This is a genomic window from Flavobacterium sp. SH_e (genome assembly GCF_025717045.1).
GTDB lineage: Bacteria > Bacteroidota > Bacteroidia > Flavobacteriales > Flavobacteriaceae > Flavobacterium.
In genome coordinates this window covers 110,082-133,112 of the sequence record NZ_JAOVZN010000006.1, presented here as the reverse complement: position 1 = coordinate 133,112, position 23,031 = coordinate 110,082, and the positions used below count along the sequence as shown (strand labels likewise).

General features: G+C 35.0%; 20 protein-coding genes. 14 read left to right on the top strand and 6 right to left on the bottom strand.

From position 1 onward, the window contains the following. The first annotated feature begins 3 nt into the window (after positions 1 to 3). The 3 genes from OD917_RS11485 to OD917_RS11475 all read left to right on the top strand — a co-directional run bounded on the left by OD917_RS11485 (position 4) and on the right by OD917_RS11475 (position 1,798). The gene (locus tag OD917_RS11485; protein ID WP_263523663.1) at positions 4 to 786 is read left to right on the top strand and encodes an enoyl-CoA hydratase/isomerase family protein; all 783 of its coding nucleotides are present in this window, start codon (positions 4 to 6) and stop codon (positions 784 to 786) included. A gap of 106 nt (positions 787 to 892) precedes the next feature. Then, entirely contained in the window at positions 893 to 1,291 is a 399-nt protein-coding gene (locus tag OD917_RS11480) for a hypothetical protein (RefSeq protein WP_263523662.1), read from the top strand. 21 nt (positions 1,292 to 1,312) lie between these two features. Then, positions 1,313 to 1,798, top strand: coding sequence for a DinB family protein (locus tag OD917_RS11475; RefSeq protein ID WP_263523661.1), 486 nt, complete (start codon positions 1,313 to 1,315; stop codon positions 1,796 to 1,798). Positions 1,799 to 1,806: 8 nt separating this feature from the next. Here the strand turns inward: OD917_RS11475 and OD917_RS11470 are convergent, their stop codons facing one another. The 3 genes from OD917_RS11470 to OD917_RS11460 form a co-directional block, all read right to left on the bottom strand. Beyond that, a complete protein-coding gene (locus OD917_RS11470; RefSeq protein WP_263523660.1) occupies positions 1,807 to 2,460 on the bottom strand; it encodes a metal-dependent transcriptional regulator in 654 nt (217 codons plus the stop codon). A gap of 83 nt (positions 2,461 to 2,543) precedes the next feature. Continuing rightward, a complete protein-coding gene (locus OD917_RS11465; RefSeq protein ID WP_263523659.1) occupies positions 2,544 to 4,412 on the bottom strand; it encodes an Nramp family divalent metal transporter in 1,869 nt (622 codons plus the stop codon). A gap of 74 nt (positions 4,413 to 4,486) precedes the next feature. Beyond that, entirely contained in the window at positions 4,487 to 4,879 is a 393-nt protein-coding gene (locus tag OD917_RS11460) for a Fur family transcriptional regulator (protein ID WP_263523658.1), read from the bottom strand. 93 nt (positions 4,880 to 4,972) lie between these two features. On the opposite strand from OD917_RS11460, the gene OD917_RS11455 reads away from it, so the two are divergent. The 6 genes from OD917_RS11455 (at position 4,973) to OD917_RS11430 (ending at position 11,055) form a co-directional block, all read left to right on the top strand. Further along, complete coding sequence (locus tag OD917_RS11455) at positions 4,973 to 5,326, top strand: MerC domain-containing protein (RefSeq protein WP_263523657.1); 354 nt, start codon at positions 4,973 to 4,975, stop codon at positions 5,324 to 5,326. 9 nt (positions 5,327 to 5,335) lie between these two features. Then, the gene (locus OD917_RS11450; RefSeq protein ID WP_263523656.1) at positions 5,336 to 6,241 is read left to right on the top strand and encodes an NAD(P)/FAD-dependent oxidoreductase; all 906 of its coding nucleotides are present in this window, start codon (positions 5,336 to 5,338) and stop codon (positions 6,239 to 6,241) included. Between the two features lie 197 nt (positions 6,242 to 6,438). Then, positions 6,439 to 8,691 (top strand): TonB-dependent receptor, encoded by a 2,253-nt coding sequence (locus tag OD917_RS11445; RefSeq protein WP_263523654.1) that lies wholly within the window; start codon positions 6,439 to 6,441, stop codon positions 8,689 to 8,691. 154 nt (positions 8,692 to 8,845) lie between these two features. Further along, positions 8,846 to 9,310 (top strand): thioredoxin family protein, encoded by a 465-nt coding sequence (locus OD917_RS11440; protein ID WP_263523653.1) that lies wholly within the window; start codon positions 8,846 to 8,848, stop codon positions 9,308 to 9,310. 18 nt (positions 9,311 to 9,328) lie between these two features. Further along, complete coding sequence (locus OD917_RS11435; RefSeq protein WP_263523652.1) at positions 9,329 to 10,492, top strand: lycopene cyclase family protein; 1,164 nt, start codon at positions 9,329 to 9,331, stop codon at positions 10,490 to 10,492. A 152-nt stretch (positions 10,493 to 10,644) separates the two neighbouring features. Further along, complete coding sequence (locus OD917_RS11430) at positions 10,645 to 11,055, top strand: BrxA/BrxB family bacilliredoxin (RefSeq protein ID WP_111284876.1); 411 nt, start codon at positions 10,645 to 10,647, stop codon at positions 11,053 to 11,055. A 142-nt stretch (positions 11,056 to 11,197) separates the two neighbouring features. Here OD917_RS11430 and OD917_RS11425 read toward each other — a convergent pair whose 3' ends face one another. Genes OD917_RS11425 through OD917_RS11415 form a run of 3 tightly spaced genes read right to left on the bottom strand, consistent with a single transcriptional unit; the run spans position 11,198 to position 16,892 of the window. Beyond that, entirely contained in the window at positions 11,198 to 12,562 is a 1,365-nt protein-coding gene (locus OD917_RS11425; protein ID WP_263523651.1) for an efflux transporter outer membrane subunit, read from the bottom strand. Next, positions 12,555 to 15,728: an efflux RND transporter permease subunit gene (locus OD917_RS11420; protein WP_263523650.1), complete on the bottom strand. Its 3,174-nt coding sequence runs from the start codon at positions 15,726 to 15,728 to the stop codon at positions 12,555 to 12,557. The genes OD917_RS11425 and OD917_RS11420 overlap by 8 nt, the downstream gene beginning before the upstream one ends. A gap of 18 nt (positions 15,729 to 15,746) precedes the next feature. Continuing rightward, on the bottom strand, positions 15,747 to 16,892 hold the full coding sequence (locus tag OD917_RS11415) for an efflux RND transporter periplasmic adaptor subunit (protein WP_263523649.1): 1,146 nt from the start codon (positions 16,890 to 16,892) through the stop codon (positions 15,747 to 15,749). A gap of 259 nt (positions 16,893 to 17,151) precedes the next feature. Here OD917_RS11415 and OD917_RS11410 point away from each other — a divergent pair, with 259 nt between their 5' ends. The 5 genes from OD917_RS11410 to OD917_RS11390 all read left to right on the top strand — a co-directional run bounded on the left by OD917_RS11410 (position 17,152) and on the right by OD917_RS11390 (position 23,000). After that, positions 17,152 to 18,114 carry a polyphosphate kinase 2 family protein gene (locus OD917_RS11410; RefSeq protein ID WP_263523648.1) on the top strand — a complete coding sequence of 321 codons (963 nt, stop codon included), beginning with the start codon at positions 17,152 to 17,154 and terminating at the stop codon, positions 18,112 to 18,114. Positions 18,115 to 18,146: 32 nt separating this feature from the next. After that, complete coding sequence (locus OD917_RS11405) at positions 18,147 to 19,832, top strand: SulP family inorganic anion transporter (RefSeq protein ID WP_263523647.1); 1,686 nt, start codon at positions 18,147 to 18,149, stop codon at positions 19,830 to 19,832. Between the two features lie 195 nt (positions 19,833 to 20,027). Continuing rightward, a complete protein-coding gene (locus OD917_RS11400; RefSeq protein ID WP_263523646.1) occupies positions 20,028 to 21,386 on the top strand; it encodes a rhodanese-related sulfurtransferase in 1,359 nt (452 codons plus the stop codon). A 142-nt stretch (positions 21,387 to 21,528) separates the two neighbouring features. Then, positions 21,529 to 22,770: a peptidase U32 family protein gene (locus OD917_RS11395; RefSeq protein ID WP_263523645.1), complete on the top strand. Its 1,242-nt coding sequence runs from the start codon at positions 21,529 to 21,531 to the stop codon at positions 22,768 to 22,770. After that, positions 22,770 to 23,000, top strand: coding sequence for a ferredoxin (locus OD917_RS11390; protein WP_111377683.1), 231 nt, complete (start codon positions 22,770 to 22,772; stop codon positions 22,998 to 23,000). Before OD917_RS11395 ends, OD917_RS11390 begins: the two co-directional genes overlap by 1 nt. The last annotated feature ends 31 nt before the right edge of the window (positions 23,001 to 23,031 follow it).

Below are 23,031 nucleotides of genomic sequence, written 5' to 3'. Positions count from 1 at the left end.
GTCATGAACTACGAAAATCTTTTAATTTCTATTGAAGAAAATATCGCGACAATTACTATAAACAGACCGACAAAATTGAATGCTTTAAACAAAGCAACAATTAGCGATCTTAGTAAAGCGATTAAATTATTGGGTAAAAATGATGATATCCGCGTTATTATATTGACTGGAAGCGGCGAAAAAGCATTTGTTGCTGGAGCTGATATTTCTGAATTTGCCAATTATACGATTGTTGAAGGCGCACAATTGGCTGCTGAAGGACAGGAATTGCTATTTGATATGATCGAAGGTCTTAAAAAACCGGTTATTGCAGCAATCAACGGATTTGCATTAGGAGGCGGATTAGAATTGGCAATGGCTTGTCATTTTAGAATTGCTTCTGATAATGCTAAAATGGGACTTCCAGAAGTTACTTTAGGATTAATTCCAGGTTACGGAGGAACACAGCGTTTACCACAATTAGTTGGAAAAGGCCGTGCAATGGAAATGATTATGACCGCTGCGATGATTACTGCCGAACAAGCAAAAGATTACGGTTTAGTAAACCATGTTATACCACAAGAAGAATTACTGTCGTTTACAAACGTGATTGCACAAAAAATCATCAAAAATGCTCCTTTCGCTATCGGAAAAGCCATAAAGGCAATCAATGCTAATTTTACAGATGGTAAAAACGGTTTTGATGTTGAAATAAAATCATTCGGAAAATGCTTTGGAACTGCCGACTTCAAAGAAGGAACAACAGCATTCTTAGAAAAACGTAAAGCTGAATTTACAGGAAAATAATAATTATATTATGGAGATTGTCTTAGATTCATAAAGAATAAAACTTAGAATCTATTAAAAAAAACTTAGAAACTTAGTATCTCAGAACCTTAGCAACTTAAAAAAAATGTACGAACCAATATTTGCCCTTTTTTGTGAACGAGTTAAAGAAAGCATCCGAAGCGGAACTTTCGCAAAACTCACTTTGGCCAAAACGATGGGCGATACCGAACTTAAAAACGTGTATTTCCGATTGGTTCTCAATGAAGATAATACATTCTCAATTTCGCTTACTTTCAGATATAAAACAGAAGAAATTGAAAGTATTCATTCTTTAGATGAAGCCTTATTGATTTTAGGCACTCACATTAAAAATCCTTTTTTAACAGCACTTTTATTTACAACCGATGAAGATGTTACTTTCAAAGTAAATAAAAAGAATGCAGGCAGTATTATCGAGCAAGCACCAACTTTTAAAAATGCTTCTCCGGTTATGTTGGAAATGATTGAGAAGGGGATTGTTTAAAGTCCAAATTAAATTCAGAAAATGGAAGAGCTAAAGGAGATATTATGGCGACAATTCGGCGCTGTTATAGATATGCTGGAAAGTTCGATTTTAGTTTGTCCTGATCGTTTTTGGGACAAAAAGGACTTTTGGTATTCTGTTTATCATACCATTTTTTGGCTTGATTATTATTCATCTGTAGAACCAGATGCGTTTTCTCCGCTACAACCATTTTCTTTGTCGGAGCTTGATCCGGATGGCATTTTACCTGAAAGAGTTTACTCGAAACAAGAATTATTGGTCTATTTAGAATATTCGCGTAAAAAATGTTACTTCTTAATCGATAATTTGACCGATGAAACTTCTAAAGAACGATTTATCACTAAATATAAAAATTACAGCAGAATAGAGATAATTTTATACAATATGAGGCATGTTCAGCATCATGTTGGTCAATTGAATTTAGTGCTGAGGCAAAATGAAGATGTAGCTGGAGAATGGGTTTCTCAAACAGATAAAAAATATTAAAATATTGACTAAACCAGCTTCACAAACAAATTAGAAGCAATTTTATTAGAAATCGATAATTCTCTATCATTAACTTTAATTCGTACCGATAAATCGAAAGATTCTTTAGACAGAAACTCAATTTTAGAACCTAAAGCAATTCCTTGTTTGTCCAGATATTTCAAAAACTCCGAAGAAGTATCTTTTACCCCAACGCAAACTCCTGTTTGATTTTCTGATAGCTCAGAAAGTAAATGTTTTTCAATTTTAATAATTCTTCCATTCGCATCAGGAATTGGATCGCCGTGCGGATCTTCAGTTGGATTTCCAAGAAAATCATCCAAACGGTTTATCAATTGTTCCGATTTAATGTGTTCTAATTGTTCTGCTATATCGTGAACCTCATCCCAGCTAAAGTTTAGCTTTTCAACCAAAAACACTTCCCAAAGGCGGTGTTTTCTCACGATCATTTTCGCAGCCAATTTTCCATTTTCAGTCAAGGAAACACCTTGGTATTTTTTGTAATTAACCAAATCTTTCTCTGCCAGCTTTTTAAGCATATCGGTCACAGAAGAAGCTTTCGTTTCCATAATTTCCGCAATAGCATTTGTGCTAACTTCGGTCTCCGAAGCAGCAGTCAGGTGATAGATCGATTTTAAGTAGTTTTCTTCTGAAAAAGTCATTTCTTTTAAGGTTCATAGTTACAAAGGTTCAGAGGTTCAGAGGGAAAACTTTGTCCCTTTGTTCCTCTGAGCCTTTGCCCCTTTTATTTAACAATCAACAAAGGTATCGAAATTTTATGTCTCAATTTATCTACGGTTGTGCCAAAGAGAATATCTTTCAAACCAGTGTGGCCGTGAGTTCCCATTACTAGAATATCGAAGAAACCACTGTTTATGATTTCTGGGATTATTTTGAATGGTTTTCCAAAACCAAGTTCTATTTCGATATTGAATCCTTTTTCTGAGAGCATTTCTTTGTATTGCAATAGCAATTTTTCGTCAATACTAGTTTCGTGATCGTGAATGTGAATTCCGTACATTAAAGCTCCAACAGTTTCAACGATATGGATAAGCGTATATTTAGCATCCATTCCGCCTAATTCGAAAGCATGATTAAGTGCGACTTCATCAGCATTAGAAAAATCTACTGACACGGCAATATTTTTCACTTCTTGTGATTTCTTTTGAGCAAAGTGAAGTTTTAAATTATGTGGTGAATGATTTACGGTTTTTGATTTCGCTTTAGCAATAAAAGGTTTGAAAATGATATAAAGCAATAAAGCCGAGAATCCAAAAGCTAATGGAACAACTGTTAGCCAAAGAATTATCGGATTATCTGAGTTTTCTAGCCAAGATGTGATTTCGTCATAAACTAATTTTGCATTTAGAGAAACAATGATAGAAGCAATAATCCAAGAAACAACTTGTGTGGTTCTGGAAATATGAAATCCTTTCATTTTTGATTTATCACTGACAAAATGGATCAACGGAATAATCGCAAAACCAAGCTGTAAACTCAAAATAACCTGACTTAGAATTAAGAGTTTTCCTGTCACACTTTCGCCATAAATCAATATTACAATTACAGCAGGAATAATAGCAATTAAACGTGTTATAATTCTACGAACCCAAGGCTGAATTCTGAAATGCAGATAACCTTCCATTACAATTTGTCCGGCAAGTGTTCCTGTAACGGTCGAACTTTGTCCAGCGGCGATTAAAGCGACGGCAAATAATATTGGTGCCCATTTAGTTCCTAAAAGAGGTTCAAGAAATTGATGTGCATCTTGAATTTCGGCAACTTCAAACATTCCGTTTTTATGAAAAGTAGCTGCTGCGAGAATTAAAATGGCCGCATTTACAAAGAAAGCAAGATTCAAAGCAATCGTAGAATCAATCAAATTGTACTTTAAAGCTTGTTTTATTCCCGCAGGTGTTCTGTCAAATTTTCTGGTTTGAACCAAAGAGGAATGCAAGTACAAGTTGTGCGGCATTACAGTTGCTCCGATAATTCCGATTGCGATATACAAAGCAGCTGAGTTTGGAATCGAAGGAATAAGTCCCGCTAAAACCTTATGAACTTCTGGTTCTGCAAAAATCATTTCGAAAATGAAAGAAAATCCAATTATCGCTACTAAAGCAATTATGAAGGCTTCCATCTTGCGAATTCCTTTATTGATCAGAAAAAGCAACAAAAAAGTATCTAAAACAGTAATTAGAACCGCTTCGAGTAACGGAATTCCAAAAAGTAGATTAATTCCGATTGCCATTCCAAGAACTTCGGCAAGATCACACGCTGCGATTGCAATTTCGGCAAGAAAATATAAAATATAGTTTATGTATTTGGAATAGGTTTCTCTCGAAGCCTGCGCAAGGTCACGCTGTGTTACAATTCCGAGGCGGGCACTCAAACTCTGCAAAAGCAAAGCCATTAAATTACTCATCAATAAAACCCATACTAGAGTGTAACCAAATTGGCTTCCGCCAGCAATATCTGTCGCCCAGTTTCCAGGGTCCATGTAGCCAACGCTTACTAAATATGCAGGGCCTAAGAAGGCTAAAATTTTTCTAAAACCTTTTTTTTTGTTTTCGGTCGAAACCGATTCGTGGACTTCTTCTAAAGATTTAGTCATTGTAAAAGTATTGTTTTCACAAATATATAGAAAAATCAAATTCGAGAAACAATATTTTTAGACAAGTCTAAAAGTTAAATGTTAGAATTTAAACAATTCGGGCACAATCCTGATAAAGTAAAATTGATCTCATTAACTTTATAATTATGCGGCATAATGTAACTCGGTTTTACAGTTTCCAGGCAGGTAATTTCATGGCAATTCTCGCAGCTAAAATGAGCATGATTGTGAATGTGTACACGCTGATGCGAATGATTGCATTTTGCATACTTTACCGTTCCATCCAAATTCGAAATTTTATGAATAACATCTTCATTAATTAATCGGTCTAGAATTCTGTAAATGGTAACGCGATCGCACAAATCATTTAATTGTTTGTGAATTTCGGTGTGCGAAAGAGCGGTTTTAGATTTCTCAAATATCTCTAAAACAGCTGTCTTTGCTGTTGTATTACGTGTAGTTTTCATTTTTTAAGAAGTTAAAAATTAAACGCAACAATGTTGCAATTGATAAAATTGTGTATATTTGCAACAAAATTGCATTAAGCAAAAGTACACATAATGAAGAAAATAAGCACACCTTTTTATGATATTTTAGGAATTTCAAGCGCAACCATTTGTCTGGTTCACTGTTTAATTTTTCCTCTTTTAACGATCCTGCCTTTAGGGCTGAGTCACAATCCTTTTATAGATTTACTATTTGCTTCGATAGGTCTATTTGCAATTCTCAAAATTATAAAAAAATCATCTCTTTTGATATCGTCAATTTTGGTTGTTTCAATGGCGTTGATTTGGATTAGTATTTTGACAGAACTCTTTTTCGAAATTCATATCGATCTGATTTATTTTGGAGGAATTGGAATGATCATCGGACATTTAATAAATTATAAATTACACAGAAAACAAAATCATTAAAATTGAAATATGGAACAGAAGCATTTTGAAGTGATTATCGTTGGCGGAAGCTATAGCGGATTATCTGCGGCAATGAGTTTGGGGCGTTCTTTGCGTCAGGTTTTGGTTATCGACAGTGGTTCGCCTTGTAATAGACAAACGCCGTATTCTCATAATTTTATTACGCAAGATGGAGAAAAGCCAGCAGTCATTTCGGCGAAAGCCAAACTTCAAGTTGACATTTATAAAACCGTTCAATTTTATAACGGACTTGCCGTTAAAGCAATTAAAACAGAAAATGGTTTCGAAATCATAACCGAATCTGGAGAAGCTTTTACAGCAAGAAAAGTATTATTCGCAACGGGCGTTAAAGATTTACTTCCTAAAATTGAAGGTTTTGCGAATTGCTGGGGAATTTCGGTTTTACATTGCCCGTATTGTCATGGTTATGAAGTCAAAAATGAAAAAACAGCTATCATTGCCAATGGAGAAATGGGATTTGAATATGCTAAATTAATCTTTAATTGGACAAAAGACTTGAGATTGTGCACCAACGGAAAGTCAGAGTTAAGTCTAGAAAAAACGCAAATTCTTAAAAATCATAGAGTTCAGATTTTCGAAGAAGAAATAGATTCTTTTGAACATAGTGAAGGTTATATTAAAAATATCATTTTTAAGAACGGAGAAAGAGTTGAGGTAAAAGCGATTTACGCAAGACCGCCTTTTGAGCAGCATTGTCCAATTCCTGATACTTTAGGTTGTGAGATCAATGAACAAGGTTTATTAAAAGTTGATGCCATGCAGAAAACAAACATTTCAGGCGTTTTTGCTAGTGGCGATTGCACAACTCCAATGCGATCTGTGGCGATTGCGGTTTCTACAGGTTCTTTTGCTGGTGCTGTAATAAATAAAGAACTTATTGACGAAGATTTTTAGTCAATAGAAAAGCGTAGTTAAACCATATAAGTTATATGTGTTCATTTTAGCACAAACTTAAATTATCTTAAATAGCTTATATGGTTTTTTAAAAAAAATATAACATCTTGATTTAAATCAGTTTGAAAATTTTTGTTTCAAGAATAAATATTTGCCAAATTTAATTTTTAGTTTTGTCTAAATTTAATTTTATAATAATGAAATATTTATTTTTGGCAACATTAATACTTTCAACTAAAAACTTTTATTCTCAAAATATCTCAGGAAAAGTAGAGTCATCAGCTTCTGTTGTTCAAGAAATTAAGGTACGTTTATTAAATACAAACTTTAAAACTCAAACTGATTCTTTGGGTTTTTATATACTCGAAAAGATTCCGAATGGAACTTATAAAATACAAGTAACCTCGACTGGATTCAAACCCATAACCCAAAAAATTTCAGTTTTAGAAAATGAAAATTTGAACTTGGATTTTGAATTAGAAGAAGATCAAAACGAATTGAACGAAGTGGTAGTTTCTGGAACTTTAAAACCTGTAAAACGATTAGAAAGTGCCGTTCCTGTTGAGGTTTATTCACCAGTTTTCTTCAAGAAAAATCCAACTCCTAGTATTTACGATGCACTTCAGAATATAAATGGAGTTCGCCCGCAGCTCAATTGTGGAGTTTGTAATACGGGAGATATTCACATAAACGGATTGGAAGGTCCGTACACTTTAGTAATGATTGACGGAATGCCAATTGTGAGCAGTCTTTCTACAGTTTATGGTTTGTCGGGAATTCCTAATTCTCTGGTGGAACGAATTGAGATCGTAAAAGGTCCAGCTTCGTCTCTTTACGGAAGTGAAGCAGTTGGAGGTTTGATTAATATTATCACTAAAAATCCAAGTAATGCTCCGACATTTTCTGCCGATTATTTTACGACTTCTTATTTTGAAAGCAATCTCGATTTAGGAACGAAGTTTAATGTTGGTAAAAAAGCGACTTCACTTATCGGAATTAATTACTTTAACTACGATCAGGTTATTGATAAAGACAACGACAATTTTACCGATGTTACGCTTTCTGAACGAATTTCAGTTTTTAATAAATGGAGTTTTAAGCGAAATCAAAACCGCCTTTTTACCATTGCAGCGCGTGGAATGTATGAAGATCGTTGGGGTGGAGACATTCGTTGGGAGAAAAAATACCGTGGCGGAGATGAAATTTATGGAGAAAGTATTTATACCAAAAGAGCCGAATTAATTGGAAGTTATCAATTGCCTTTTGAAGAAAAATTGATGCTTTCGTTCTCTGGAAATGTTCATTATCAAGACAGTCGTTACGGAACAACATCTTATATCGCCAATCAGAAAATTGGATTCTTGCAGTTGACTTGGGATAAAAAAAATGGAAGAAACGATTTGTTGGCAGGAATTGCAAGCCGATATACCTATTATGACGATAATACAACGGCAACTAAAGAAGCTGAAAATACTTGGCTTCCTGGAATTTTTGTTCAGGATGAAATTACCTTTTCTGCAAAAAGTCAGGTTTTGCTAGGAATGCGTTATGATTATAACTCCATTCACGGCTCTATTTTTACACCGCGATTCGCTTACAGATTTAAGGCAAACGAAAACACCATTTTTAGATTAAATGCTGGAACTGGATTTCGTGTTGTGAATTTATTTACCGAAGATCACGCGGCATTAACGGGTTCAAGAGATGTTATTATCAAAAATGATTTAAAACCAGAACAATCTATAAATGTCAATTTGAATTATATCCAGAAAATCAATTTCGGAAACGGAACCTTTATGGGAATTGAAACCACAGCTTTTTATACCAGATTCAGCAATAAAATCATTTCAGATTACGAAACCAATCCAAACGAAATTATTTACGACAATATTGATGGTTATGCTATAAGTCAAGGAATTAGCACAAATATTGATCTTAATTTTCCATCAGGATTAAAATTTATTGTTGGAGCAACGGTTTTAGATAACAAAAATGTTGAAAACGGAATTTCAGAAAGACCTTTTTTGACTGAGAATTTCACAGGAACTTGGAGCGTTTCATACAAAATCCAGCCTTGGAATTTATCAATGGATTATACAGGAAATGTTTACAGTCCGATGAAATTGCCATTGTTGAGCGAAACCGATCCTAGAAGCCCAAAATCGCCTTGGTATAGTATTCAGAACATTCAGTTTACTTATTCAGGATGGAAAGATTTTGAAGTTTACGGTGGAATCAAAAATCTGTTGAATTTTACACCAATGCAAAATAATCCGTTTTTGATTTCGAGAACGAATGATCCATTTGATAAAAATGTACAATATGATTCAGCTGGAAAAGTATTGGTAACGCCAGACAATCCGTACGGATTGACATTTGATACGACTTATGTTTATGGACAGAACCAAACAATTCGCGGATTTTTGGGATTGCGATATACTTTTAGGTAAATTTATAGACCACAGATTAAAAGGATTATTCTTTTTGTCAGGCTGAGCGAAGTCGAAACCCGTTCCAATTGAAGCGCCCTTCGACTTCGCTCAGGGAGACCAAATAAAATCTTTTTTGATCCTTTTAATCAGTGGCTAAAAAAAACAAATAATAATGAAAAAGCTGTTTCTACTTATTCTCTTCTTCGGAATAACTTCAACAGGATTCTGCCAATTAAAAAGCAGAACTTTTGAAGAAATAGACAGCTTACAACAGATTCAAAAACGAAAAATCATTGTTTTCATCCATGCCGATTGGTGTCAGTTTTGCCAAAGGATGAAAGCGACAACTTTTAAAAATCAGGAAATTGTAGAGAAATTAAACTCCGATTTCTATTTTATCAGTTTCAATGCAGAAGAAAAACGAGATATTACATTTGCTAATCATACTTTCAAATACCAGCCTTCGGGAAATAATATTGGTGTTCATGAATTGGCTTTGGAGCTTGGAACTATAAACAATCAAATTGCTTATCCCATTTTATGTGTTTTGAATGATAAAAATGAAATTATCTTTCAATATAACAATTATTTGGCGCTCAAAGATTTTAAAGCCCTTTTAGAAAATCTGGAAAAGTAAATTTTCTTATTTTTGAGAATGAATTCTTCGCAAATCCCACATTTCGACTACATTTTTACAGGAACTGGACTAGCATCTTTGATGACGGTTTATAAAATGATTTTGTCTGAGAAATTCTCAAATAAATCTGTTTTGCTTCTAGATAAGGATTCGAAGAAAATCAATGACAGAACTTGGTGTTTTTGGGAAAAAGAAGAAAGTGTTTGGAATTCGGTTATTTCAAAAAAATGGGATTCGGCTTTGTTTGCCAATGAAAATTTCAAACGTGATTTGGACTTAAAACCATATTCATATAATAAAATTAAGGGTTTAGATTTTTATGATTTCGTTTTTGAAGTTATTTCACAACAACCGAATATTACTTTTTTAAACGAAAAAGTAACTGATATCAACGAGTTGGAAACTCACGTTTTCGTTGGAACAGAGGAAAATCGATTTACTTGCAACTATCTTTTCAATAGTATTTATACTAAAGCTTTCGCCGAAAGACAAAACAAATATCCCGTTTTGCAACAGCATTTTATGGGCTGGTTTGTGAAAACTCGAGAAGAAGTTTTCAATCTGGAAGAAGTTACTTTCATGGATTTTTCGGTGGAACAAAAAGGAAATACAAGATTTATGTATGTTTTGCCAACTTCAAAAACAGAAGCTTTGGTTGAATATACTTTGTTTTCTGAAAAACTTCTTCTGAAAGAAGAATATGAAAATGAGATTAAAATTTATCTAAAAAAGATCGGAATCGAACAATATGAAATTCTGGAAAAGGAGCAGGGAAGCATCCCAATGACTTGTTATCCTTTCTGGGAAAAAAATACCAAACGGGTGCTGAATATTGGTACTGCTGGCGGTTGGACAAAAGCGAGTACGGGTTATACTTTTAAAAATTCAGATAAAAAATCTTCAAAACTTGTCGAATTTCTTCAAAATGATACTTCATTAAATTTAAAAAGCTTTCATCAAAAAAGCAGATTTTGGTTTTACGATTTATTGCTTTTGGATATCCTCGATCGTCATAATGAATTGGGAAGTTCTATTTTTTCTTCTTTGTTTAAAAAAGGAAATCCAGAATTGATTTTTAAGTTTTTGGACGAAGAAACGAATTTGTTTGAAGATTTTCAAGTGATTTTAAAATGCCCGAAACTGCCTTTTATAGAAGCTTTGTTTAGAGCAGTTTTTAAATAAAAGAAGACAGAATTTAGATTTTCAACTTTATGACTTTCCAACTTTCGACTTTTTCAATCGAACTATAACAAAACTTTATACTTCAAATTAACTAGTTGCGAGTAAACTTTGTAACTTTGCAGTTCAAAAGTAAAATTTTAAAAGACAAGAATATGTATCCACTAGACATGGTAAAACCAATGGAAGCTGAATTAACAGCTGCAGGTTTTCAAGATTTACATAGTGCTGAGGCTGTAGAGAATGCTATCAAAGCTGAAGGTACCACTTTAGTTGTTGTAAACTCTGTTTGCGGTTGTGCTGCCAGAAACGCACGTCCAGGAGCAAAAATGAGTTTAGATAATGCTAAAAAACCAGATCATTTAATCACTGTTTTTGCAGGTGTAGACAAAGAAGCTGTTGATGCTGCAAGACAGCATATGTTCCCTTTTCCTCCATCTTCGCCATCTATGGCTTTGTTTAAAAACGGAGAATTGGTTCATATGTTAGAGCGTCACCACATCGAAGGACGCCCAGCTGAATTAATTGCTGAGAATTTACAGGACGCGTTTAATGAGTTTTGTTAATTCGTAAGGTTCAAAGAAGCAAAGGTACAGAGGTACAAAGATTAAAAAACAAAAAGCACCATATTTGGTGCTTTTTGTTTTTTTAAATATGCTAGGAAACTTTTGAACCTTTGCAACTCTGAGCCTTTGAACCTCAAAAGAACTAATTCCATCCCCCGCCAAGTGCTTTGTACAATTCGATCATTGAACTTAATTGTCTTTCTGATAATTGCGAAAGACTTAATTGAGCATTAAAAAGATTGGTTTCTACATCTAAAACTTCTAGGTATGAAACGTAACCGCTGTCATATCTTTCGTAAGATAGTTTGTAATTGATTAAAGCAGCTTGAACTTGTCTGTTACGTGCTTTCCATTCTTCTTGATAAGTTCTGACATTTTGTATGGATTGTTCTACTTCAGAAACAGCACCAATGTACGTTTTTTGATAAAGAAATTTGAATTGTTCTGCTTGTTGTCTGTTTATTTCAACTCTTCTTTTATTTTTTCCGAATGCAAAAATAGGACCTGCAATTCCGCCGGAAGCATTTTGCATATAAGAACTTCCTAAGAACAGATTGCTTAAATCAGCACTGGCAAATCCGGCAATGGCAGCTAGATTAATAGAAGGAAAACGCATGGCTTGAGCAACACCAATTCTTTCATTTGCCGCTGCATATCTTAATTCAGCAGCTTTTACATCTGGTCTGTTTTCTAATAAAGCAGAAGGAATCGATAATGGAATTTTACTGACGATCTGCAACTCGGTATTACTTTTCCCTCTAGGAATTTCAGTAGGAAGCTGACCAGTAAGTAGCGCAATTGTATTTTCGTAATAAGTTATTTGTCTTTGAATGTTAGGAATTGCGGCCTCGGCAATCGCAACCTGCTGTTCGATTTGTACTTTATCAACTTCAGAAATGTACCCTTTTGTAAATCTCTCGTTTATAATTGCATAGTATTTCTCTCTAGTTTCAAGGGTTTGCTTGGTGATTTCTAATTGATCATCAAAATTTCGCATTTGAAAATAAGCTATGGCAATGTTCGCAACAATTTCTGATAAGACTACTTTTCGAGCTTCTTCAGTCGCTAGAAGTTCATTTTTGACAGCATTGTTTTCATGACGAAATTTTCCCCAAAAATCAAGTTCCCAAGACATACTGGCTCCTGCAGTCGATGGGGTAATGTATTTTTCATTACTGTTTATCGTTGCTCCATATTGAAAAGCGGGAAATAAATCTGCTTTGGCATATCCCAATTCTGCACGAAGCTGTTCTATTCTTGAAACAGCAATTTTTAGATCATAATTATTCTGAAGGCCTTTGGTTATCAGATCCTTTAAAACATCATCATTAAATAGATCAAACCATTTTAAATTGGTTACCGAAGCGATGCTGTCTAAATTTCTTTCGTTTTTATAAGACTCTGATTTTAATTGTTCAGGCTTTTTATATTTTGGTCCAACCATACATCCCACAGGAAATAAGGATAAGACTAAAATAATGACGATTATTTTATACTTCTTACTCATGATCTGTAGTATTTGATTCTACATTATTTTCTGACGTTACGATTGTTTCATCTTTCTTTTTCCCGATTCTTTCAATCATTACAAATAGACCAGGTACAATTAATACCCCTAAAATGGTGGCGATTAACATACCGCTAAATACCGCCATTCCCATTACGATACGAGCTTGAGAACCTGCACCTGTAGCGGTTAGTAACGGAACTACTCCGAGAATGAAAGCAAAAGCAGTCATCAGAATCGGTCGAAAACGAAGTCTGGCCGCATACATTGCCGATTCATAGAGTGGCTTTCCTTTTTCATATTCTTCTTTAGCAAACTCTACAATAAGAATGGCATTTTTAGCCACTAATCCGATGAGGAGAACGAGTCCGATTTGTGCAAAAACGTTGTTCACGTATGCATCGCTTCCAAATCTTGCTAAAAGAAGCCCTAAAAATGCTCCAAATACCGCAAAAGGAGCTCCAAGCAATACACTAAAAGGCAACTTCCAGCTTTCGTATTGCGCTGCAAGAATTAAGAATACAAATACCAATGCCATAATAAATACCGATGATCCTCCAGGTGAATGCTTTTCTTGATAAGATAAGTTGATATAATCGTAACTCATATCTGCGGGTAAAGTCTGTTTGGCTACCTCTTCCAAAGCAGTTAAGGCTTGAGCACTACTGTAACCATCGTTTGGACTACCTCCAATTTCTGCCGATCGGAATAAATTCAGACGATTCGTAAAGTCGGGACCAGTAACTTTTGTTGCGGTGACTAATGTTGATACTGGGAGCATATCGCCTTTGTTGTTTTTGACGTAAATCAGGTTTAAGTCTTCTGGTCTCACACGATTAATGGCTTCACCTTGTACATAAACTTTATATTGACGTCCGAAACGGTTAAAATCATTTACATAACTTCCTCCTAAAAATGCCCCGAGTGCTTCGGTGACTTTAGAAACGGGTATTCCTAATTTCATTGCTTTATCATTGTCGATATCCAATTTAATTTGAGGCGTACCAGCATTAAAAGTTGTGTAAATTCGTTTTATTTCAGGACGCTGCTGTGCGGCAGCTATAAAGTTTTGCGTTTGTTCGGCCAAATATTGAGGCGGATTCCCTCCTCGGTCTTGGAGCATTAAACTAAATCCAGCCGAAGCTCCCAAACCTTGAATCGCTGGCGGACCAAATGAGAAACAGGTCGCAGTAGTAATTTGAGTCGCTAGTTTTTTATTGAATCTATCTACAAACTGTTTAGCGGTTTCTGCTCGATCTTCCCAAGGTTTAAGTGAGATGAAAATAAAAGCATTATTTGGCTGATAGGAGTTTGTAAGCATACTAAATCCATTTATTGTGGTGTATGATAAAATAGATTCTTCTTCTTTTAAGAAACTGTCCACCTTTTTAGAAATTTCATCTGTACGCTGTAATGATGAAGCAGGCGGCAAGGCAATATTCACTAAAACATATCCTTGATCTTCTTCAGGAATGAATCCAAGCGGAATCTTTTTTCCTAAGAAAACAATCGAAACAAGTATAACAGCCAATAAAATAACAATACGAATGGCTTTTTTGGCAAAAAATGTGGCTCCACCAATATATTTTCCAGTTACATTTTCGAAAACTCTGTTGAACCAAGAGAAGAATTTAGCAAGCCATCCTTTTTGCTGGTCAATTGGTTTGGTCGGTTTTAATAACATAGCACAGAGCGCGGGACTTAGAGATAGCGCACTAAATGCCGAAAAGGCGACCGAGACAGCAATCGTTATGGCAAACTGCTGGTAGAAACGTCCTGTAATACCAGGTGTCATCGCCACTGGAATGAAAACGGCACACAGAATTAATGCAATCGCAATTACAGGTCCAGAAACTTCTTTCATAGCCTGAACTGTTGCTTCTCGTGGATTTTTCCCATGCTCGATATGGTGAATTACGGCTTCTACAACCACAATGGCATCATCGACCACAATTCCAATTGCTAATACTAATCCTAAAAGGGAAAGTGTATTAATTGAAAAACCCAACATTGGGAAAACCGCAATGGTACCAACTAACGAAACAGGAACCGTAATTAACGGAATTAAAGTTGCACGCCAATTTTGAAGGAAAATAAATACTACAAGAATAACTAATATAATGGCTTCAAAAAGGGTATGAACAATATCATCGACCCCAGCAGTAATGGCAAGTGTTGTATCTAAAGATTCTTGATAAACAATATCCTGCGGAAACTTTTCGGCTAATTGCTTCATAGTGTTTTTCGCATTTTCGGCTACTTCGAGAGCATTACTTCCTGGCATTTGGTATATCGCGACAACAGCACTTGGCGAACTATTTCGTCTTGCACTTGAGCTGTAGTTTTCTGTTCCCAATTCGATTCGGGAAATATCAGCCAATAGAATTTGTGCTCCATCCTCTTTACTTCGAACAACAATATTTCCGAATTCTTTTTCAGTAACCAATCGGTCTTGAAGAGTTACCCCATAGGTAAATTCAGTATTAGGTGGTGCAGGTTCTGCTCCAAATTTTCCTCCTGGGCTAATCATGTTTTGTGCATTTAGAGCATTTTTGACGTCATCGACAGTTACGCCGAGTTTGCTCATCATATCTGCTTTTAACCAAATACGCATCGAATAATCGCTACCTCCAAAAAGAGTTACTTCTCCAACTCCCTTTATACGAGCCAATTGATCTACGATATTAATACTTGCGTAGTTATTTAAAAACTTAGCATCGTATTTTGGATTCGTAGACGTAACGGTGAACAACATCATCGGGAATGACAAAGATTTTTTTACTACAACCCCTTGTTGTTTTACACTCGAAGGCATAAAAGGAGCTGATTGGTTTTGTCTGTTTTGGGTAAGCATATTGGCATTATCCAGATTTGTTCCTACGTCAAAAGTAACTTCAATGGTACAAGCACCGTCAGAAGTGTTGATAGATTTCATGTATAACATGTTTTCGACACCATTTACTTTTTGCTCAATAGGAGTGGCAACAGCTTGCTCAACATTCAGTGCATTTGCTCCAGTAAAAGATGTAGTGATTTTTACAACAGGCGGATTGATATCCGGATATTGCGAAATAGGTGTTTTTTGCAATGCCAGTAATCCAAGTATCACAATTATAATACTGATTACGATCGCAACGATTGGTCTTCGTACGAAAAATTCTCCCATAATAGTATGTGATTTAGATTACTTTGCAGTTACAGTTTCAGGATCGCCCAATTGCCATTGAATGATTTTGGGAGTAATAACACTTCCATTTTTCAATAAAGAAGTACCTCCCATAGCTATCTTATCGCCGGGTTTTAATCCTTCTTCAATAATATATCCGTTTTTAATTGCTGGGCCAGGTTTTACAATTTGCATTTGTACTTTATTATCATTTCCTACTACGTAAACTTGATAAATACCTTGCACTTCTATAACGGCGCGCTGCGGAATTACAATTGCTTCTTTGCGAATGTCTGTTAGCAGTGCAACTTTTACATATTGACCAGGACGAAGTAATTTGTCTGGGTTTGGAAAAGCGGCTTCAAATGTAATCGCACCAGTTGATGGGTCAATTTGTCTGTCGGCAAAACTTACTTTTCCTGTTTGAGGATAAATAGAACCGTCTGATAATTTTATGGAAACAGTTGCTCCAGATCCTTTTAAATCTGAATTGGGTTTGTTGAACTCTCTGTATAGACGAAGAAATTCCTGTTCGCTTATAGTGAAACGAACTCTTACATCTCCAAGATCAGAAATTGTATTTAAAATGGATGCTGGCCCAGGTCTTACATAATCGCCAACCCTTACCTTGGATAAGCCAATTAGTCCTGAAATTGGTGCAGTAATTTTGCAATAGCCCAATTCAATTCTTGCATTTTGCAGAGAACCTTCAGAAGCTTTTATTTGCGCTACCGAAGCACTGTAAGCTGATTTTGCAGAGACTAATTCTCTTTGGCTGACCGCATTCGATTTCGCTAATGGAGTTATCATATCCAAATCTGATTTGGTTTTAGACAAACGCGCTTGTGATTCTGCTGCAACTCCTTCGGCTTCACTAAGTTTGGCTTTATATGGCAAAGGATCAATAGTGTAAAGTAATTGTCCCTTTTTAACAAAACTTCCTTCTTTGAAGTTCATGCTTTCTATAATACCATCAACTCTGGGGTTGATTTGTATATCAGATTGACCAAATGTCTGCCCCGTATACTCAGATTCTAATTTTACATCTTGTTGTAAAACGGTTGTAACTGAAATTTCTAGTGGTTTGGGGCTTGGAGGTGTTTCTTTTTTGCAAGAAAACATCAAAAGACTTAGTAAGATTGCTGAGGAGTAGATTTTGTTCATTGTTAAATTCTTTTTAGATAAAATTTATTAAATACAACTAATTAAAAACCAGTAAAGTGCAAGAGCTAAGTTAGCGATTTTTTGGTTAGATGATTAAATATTGTGCGAATTTTGTTAATTTTAGTTGAAATTTTAGTTATCTGGTTTTCAATAAGTAGTGAGAATATAGATAAAGAGATATCTTATACCGATGAACTGCATTTTTGTAAGAAGAATTTATTCAAAAAGGCAAGAATATTAATTCAAAATTTTTCTAACTATGTCAAAGAATAACAAGAAAAAAAGCAAAGATTTAGAGTCAGATTCTAATGATTTAAAAAAAATAACTAAAAAAGAACTGTTGCATCGGGCAAAAAAATTCTCAGAGCAATATTGTGTAGGCGACGATAAAGATTTTACTCTAAAAGGTAAACCTACGTCTCATGATGGTAATGAAGATAAATCGGTAGTAAAAGAAACATTAAAAATGGGAGTTAAAGCCCTGGCCGCTATGCAGGATACTCTGTATGCACAGGATAAATGGTCGGTACTTCTTATTTTTCAAGCGATGGATGCCGCTGGAAAAGACGGTGCGATTAAGCATGTCATGTCGGGTATAAATCCGCAGGGTTGTCAAGTTTCTTCTTTTAAAGGACCAAGTTCTGAAGAATTAGACCATGATTATTTGTGGCGTTGCCAGAAACATCTTCCAGAAAGAGGTCGCATTGGTATTTTCAATCGTTCTTATTATGAAGAAGTTTTAGTAGTTCGTGTTCACGAACAAATATTAAGAGGACAGAAAATCCCTGAAAAATTAATAACTAAAGATATTTGGGAAAATCGTTTTGAGGATATTCGAAACTTTGAAAGATATCTCAATAGAAACGGAACGATTGTGATCAAATTCTTTTTGAATATTTCAAAAGAAGAACAAAAGAAAAGATTTATTGAAAGAGTTGATAATCCTGATAAAAACTGGAAATTTAGCGCAGCCGATGCTAAAGAACGTGGTTTTTGGGATGATTATATGCACGCTTATGAGGAATTGATTAAAAATACATCAACCAAAAAATCTCCTTGGTATGTTATTCCTGCCGACAATAAATATTATGCACGAATTGTAATTGCTTCTGCAATAATTCATGCTTTGGATGAAATGGATTTAGAATATCCGAAAGTTAGCCCCGAAAAAATTGCAGAACTAAATGAAGTAAAAAAAGCATTGCTCAACGAGAAAGATTAACTTTTTACAGCTATGTTTAGCCATTTTTAATTATGACTTCTAAGTTTTTACCCGCTGGAGACTGGATTAAAGAGTACAAAAAGAAAGACCTAAAAAAGGATTTTGTTGCAGGAATAACACTTGCGGCTTACGGAATTCCTGTGTCTTTGGCTTATGCTACATTAGCAGGATTACCTCCACAATACGGAATTTATGGTTATCTTCTTGGCGGAATATTTTATGCTTTTTTTGGAACAAGTAGACAACTTGCAATCGGTCCGACCTCTGCAATTTCATTATTAATTGGAACTACTATTTCAAGTATGGCAAATGGAGATATAGCGCGATGGTCGGAAATTGCATCTCTAACAGCATTGGTCTTTGCTGGAATGGCTATAATAGCTTACTTTTTGAGATTGAGTGGCATTATTAATTTTATTAGCGAAACAGTTTTAGTTGGATTCAAAGCTGGAGCGGCAATAACAATTGGTTTAACACAGTTGCCCAAATTATTTGGTGTACATGGCGGAGGAGATAATTTTGTAGAACGGATTATAATTCTCTTCCAGCAGATTCCAGATATGAATACGACCGTTTTTATTTTTGGAATAATTGCGATTTTAGTATTAATTGCTGGCGAAAAAATCGCTCCTCAATTGCCGGTTGCTATTCTAATTGTGGTTTTGTCGATTATTCTCATTTCTGCAACATCATTAAAAGATGCTGGATTTAAAATAGTTGGAGTTATTCCAACCGGACTTCCAGAGTTTCATTTGCCAGCTCTTCGAGTTCGAGATGGCGAAGAGGTTTTGCCACTTGCAATGGCTTGTTTTTTATTATCATATATCGAAAGTGTTTCTGCTGGTCGAACATTGGCACAAAAAAATGGATATGTAATAAATCCGCGTCAAGAGCTTTTGGCACTTGGAGTTGCCAATGCCGCTGTAGCACTTGGACAAGGCTATCCTGTCGCAGGAGGTTTGTCTCAATCTGCAGTAAATAATTCCGCAGGAGCTAAAACACCATTATCTCTTTTGTTTGCTTCGGCGACAATTGCCTGCTGTCTTTTGTTTTTAACAGGATATCTTCAAAATTTGCCAACGGTAATTCTGGCATCAATTGTTCTTGTGGCTATAAGAGGTCTTTTTGATTTCAAAGAAATGCAACATCTTTATAAAATAGACAAACAAGAATTTGCAGTTGTTATGATTGCGCTTGCGGGCGTGCTTATTTGGGGAATTCTTGCGGGAGTATTACTTGCTACTTTAGTAACTTTATTGTTGTTGTTAAAAGCTGCATCAAAACCGAATGTTGCGTTTTTAGGAAGAGTTGCTGGAACGAGACAGTATACAGATCTGAAAAGACATCCCGATAATGAAAAGATTGAAAACGTCTTGATTGTCAGAGTAGAATCTTCCATTTTTTATTTTAATGTTGAGCACATCAAAGAACAGATTTGGGGAAAAGTCTATAGCGAATCGAGTTCTTTAAAAACGGTAATATTAGATCTTAATTCTTCTCCCAGAATTGATATTGCCGGAGTTCGTTTTTTAAAAAATTTGTTTCTTGATTTACGTGAAAAGAACATTGACTTAAAAATTACCGAAGCACGTTCTGATGTTCGTGATAGCCTTCGCAAAGAGGATATTGAATCACTTGTTGGACACATAAGCCGTTCGGTTTCTGTAGATGATGTAGTTTTAAGTGTTACACAAAACAAGTCGATTGATTATAAGTAATGAATGTTAAAGTATTTCGCTAGTCAGATTTCTTTAATTGAAAGCAAAAGGCACTATTTAATATCTGATAGATGTTAAAAAAATCAGATAATTGAGGAAATAGAATTTTTAATCTCAAAATAAACCCTAAATTTGCCGCAGATTTTAAAGAAAATCTAAAAAATCATATATTCTTAACTTAAAACTGTTTATAGCATGCAACTGTATAACACTTTGAGCGCAGAAGAAAGAGCAATCATGATCGATGATGCAGGTAAACAACGTCTTACGTTGTCTTTCTATGCGTATGCCAAAATTCAAGATCCACAAAAATTTCGTAATGATTTATTCGTAGCCTGGAATGCCCTTGATGCATTAGGTCGAATTTATGTTGCCAGCGAAGGAATAAATGCTCAAATGAGTGTTCCTGCCGAAAATTTTGAAGCTTTCAGAGAAACTCTTGAAGTTTACGATTTCATGAAAGGTATACGATTGAATGTTGCTGTAGAACAAGACGATCATTCCTTTTTAAAATTGACTATCAAAGTGCGTCATAAAATCGTTGCTGACGGTTTAAATGATGATACTTTTGATGTAACTAATATTGGCGTTCACTTGAAAGCCAAAGAATTCAACGAAATCCTTGATGATCCAAACACAATTGTAGTAGATTTCAGAAATCACTACGAAAGTGAAGTTGGACATTTCAAAGGCGCGATTACTCCAGATGTTGAAACTTTCAGAGAGAGTTTGCCAATTATCAATGAACAGCTTAAAGATCACAAAGACGATAAAAATCTGGTAATGTATTGTACCGGAGGAATTCGTTGTGAAAAAGCAAGTGCTTATTTTAAACACCAAGGCTTCAAAAATGTTTATCAATTAGAAGGCGGAATTATCAACTATGCTAAACAATTGAAAGAAGAAGGTCTAGAAAGTAAATTCATTGGTAAAAATTTCGTTTTTGATAATCGTCTAGGCGAAAGAATTACAGATGATATTATTTCGCAATGCCACCAATGCGGAAAACCTTGCGACAATCACACGAATTGCGAAAATGACGGTTGCCATTTATTATTTATTCAGTGTGATGATTGTAAAGCGGCAATGGAAAACTGCTGTTCTACAGAATGTTTAGAAATTATTCATATGCCTTTGGTAGATCAGGTTCGCTTAAGAACTGGAAAACAAGTTGGAAATAAGGTTTTCAGAAAAGGAAAATCTGAAAATCTAAAATTCAAACATTCAGGTGAACTGCCAGAAACTGCTTTAGGTACAGCTCAAAAACCAGCCGACATTCGTCAGAAAATAAAAGTAAAAAAAGTACTTCTTGGAAAAGCTGAGCATTATTACGTAAAAGCTCAAGTTGGACAATTTACTGTAGAAAATCACGAATTAAACAGCGGTGATAGAATCCTTATTTCTGGTCCTACAACTGGTGAACAGGAATTGGTTTTAGACAAAATCATTGTTGACGGGACAGAAACTCAAACTGCTAAAGTTGGTGATAAAGTTACTTTTGAGGTTCCTTTCAGAATTAGATTGTCTGATAAAGTATACAAGATTTTAGATTGAATTAAATAGGAGTGCTGCGGCGTTTACGTTAAATTTTGTTAATAATATACTGCGGATAATTTTTAAAATATAGACTATGATATATATCATAGTAATCTAATTATACCCACATTATTTTTGTCATTTGAATATTAAATCAAAAATGACACTTACCAATAAAATTGAACTTATGTCTCCGGCTGGAGATTTTGAGTCGCTTCAGGCTGCTTTAGATAATGGCTGTGATTCAGTATATTTTGGTGTTGAACAGCTTAATATGCGTGCGCGTTCAACGGTGAATTTTACGATTGATGATTTAAAAGAAATCGCCAATCGATGTGGAGCCAAAAACGTTCGAAGCTATCTTACTTTAAACACGATTATTTACGATCACGATTTATCAGTCGTAAAAACATTATTGACAAAAGCCAAAGAGGCAAATATTACAGCTGTAATTGCATCAGATCAAGCCGTAATTGCTATGGCAAGATCGATTGGAATGGAAGTCCATATTTCAACACAATTGAATGTGACGAATATAGAAACCATAAAATTCTACAGTTTATTTGCCGATACAATGGTTTTAAGTCGCGAACTGAGTTTACGCCAAATAAAAAATATCACCGACCAAATTGAGAAAGAACAAATTAAAGGACCAAACGGAAATTTAGTTGAAATCGAGATTTTTGGTCACGGTGCTTTATGTATGGCGGTTTCAGGAAAATGTTATTTGAGCTTGCATTCGCATAATTCATCAGCGAATCGTGGCGCTTGCAAACAAAACTGCCGAAAAAAATATACAGTTATCGATCAGGAAACTGGTTTTGAGATCGAATTAGATAGCGAATACATGATGTCGCCAAAAGATTTATGTACAATCGACTTCTTGGATCAAGTAATTGATTCTGGAATTAAAGTTTTAAAAATCGAAGGCCGTGGACGCGCGCCAGAATACGTTGCAACAGTAACTAAAATGTATCGCGAAGCGATTGATGCGTATTACAAAGGCACTTTCTCAAAAGAAAAAACGGCAGTTTGGATGAAAGCTTTAGAAACAGTTTACAATCGGGGATTCTGGTCAGGATATTATCTAGGTCAGGAATTAGGCGAGTGGAGCGATATTCCAGGATCAGCTGCAACGCAAAAAAAGGTTTATGTTGGAAAAGGAACGCATTATTTCCCAAAAGCAGAAGTTGGACAGTTTAAAATTGAAGCTTATGATATAAAAATTGGAGATAAAATTTTGGTGACTGGACCAAGTACAGGAGCTCAGGAAATGATTATCGATGAAATGTTTGTGAATGATATTACGGTAGAAAAAGCAACAAAAGGAGACGATTGTACTTTTAAACTTCCATTCAGAATCAGAATGTCGGACAAATTATATAAAATTGTTGAGGCATAATGGTTATTATAACATTACAACGAGATAAATGTATTGGCTGTAATTACTGTGTCGAAATGGATCCAGTTCATTTTCAGATGTCTAAAAAAGATGGAAAATCGGTTCTCATTCATTCGCAGAATGCAAAAGGATTTTTTACATTAAAATCTCCCAATCATGCAATTGTTGAAAGCTGTGAATTGGCAGCAAAAGCTTGTCCAGTGAAAATTATTACGGTTAAAGAGACTTAAAATCTATAAATTAAAACAACAAACCCTATTT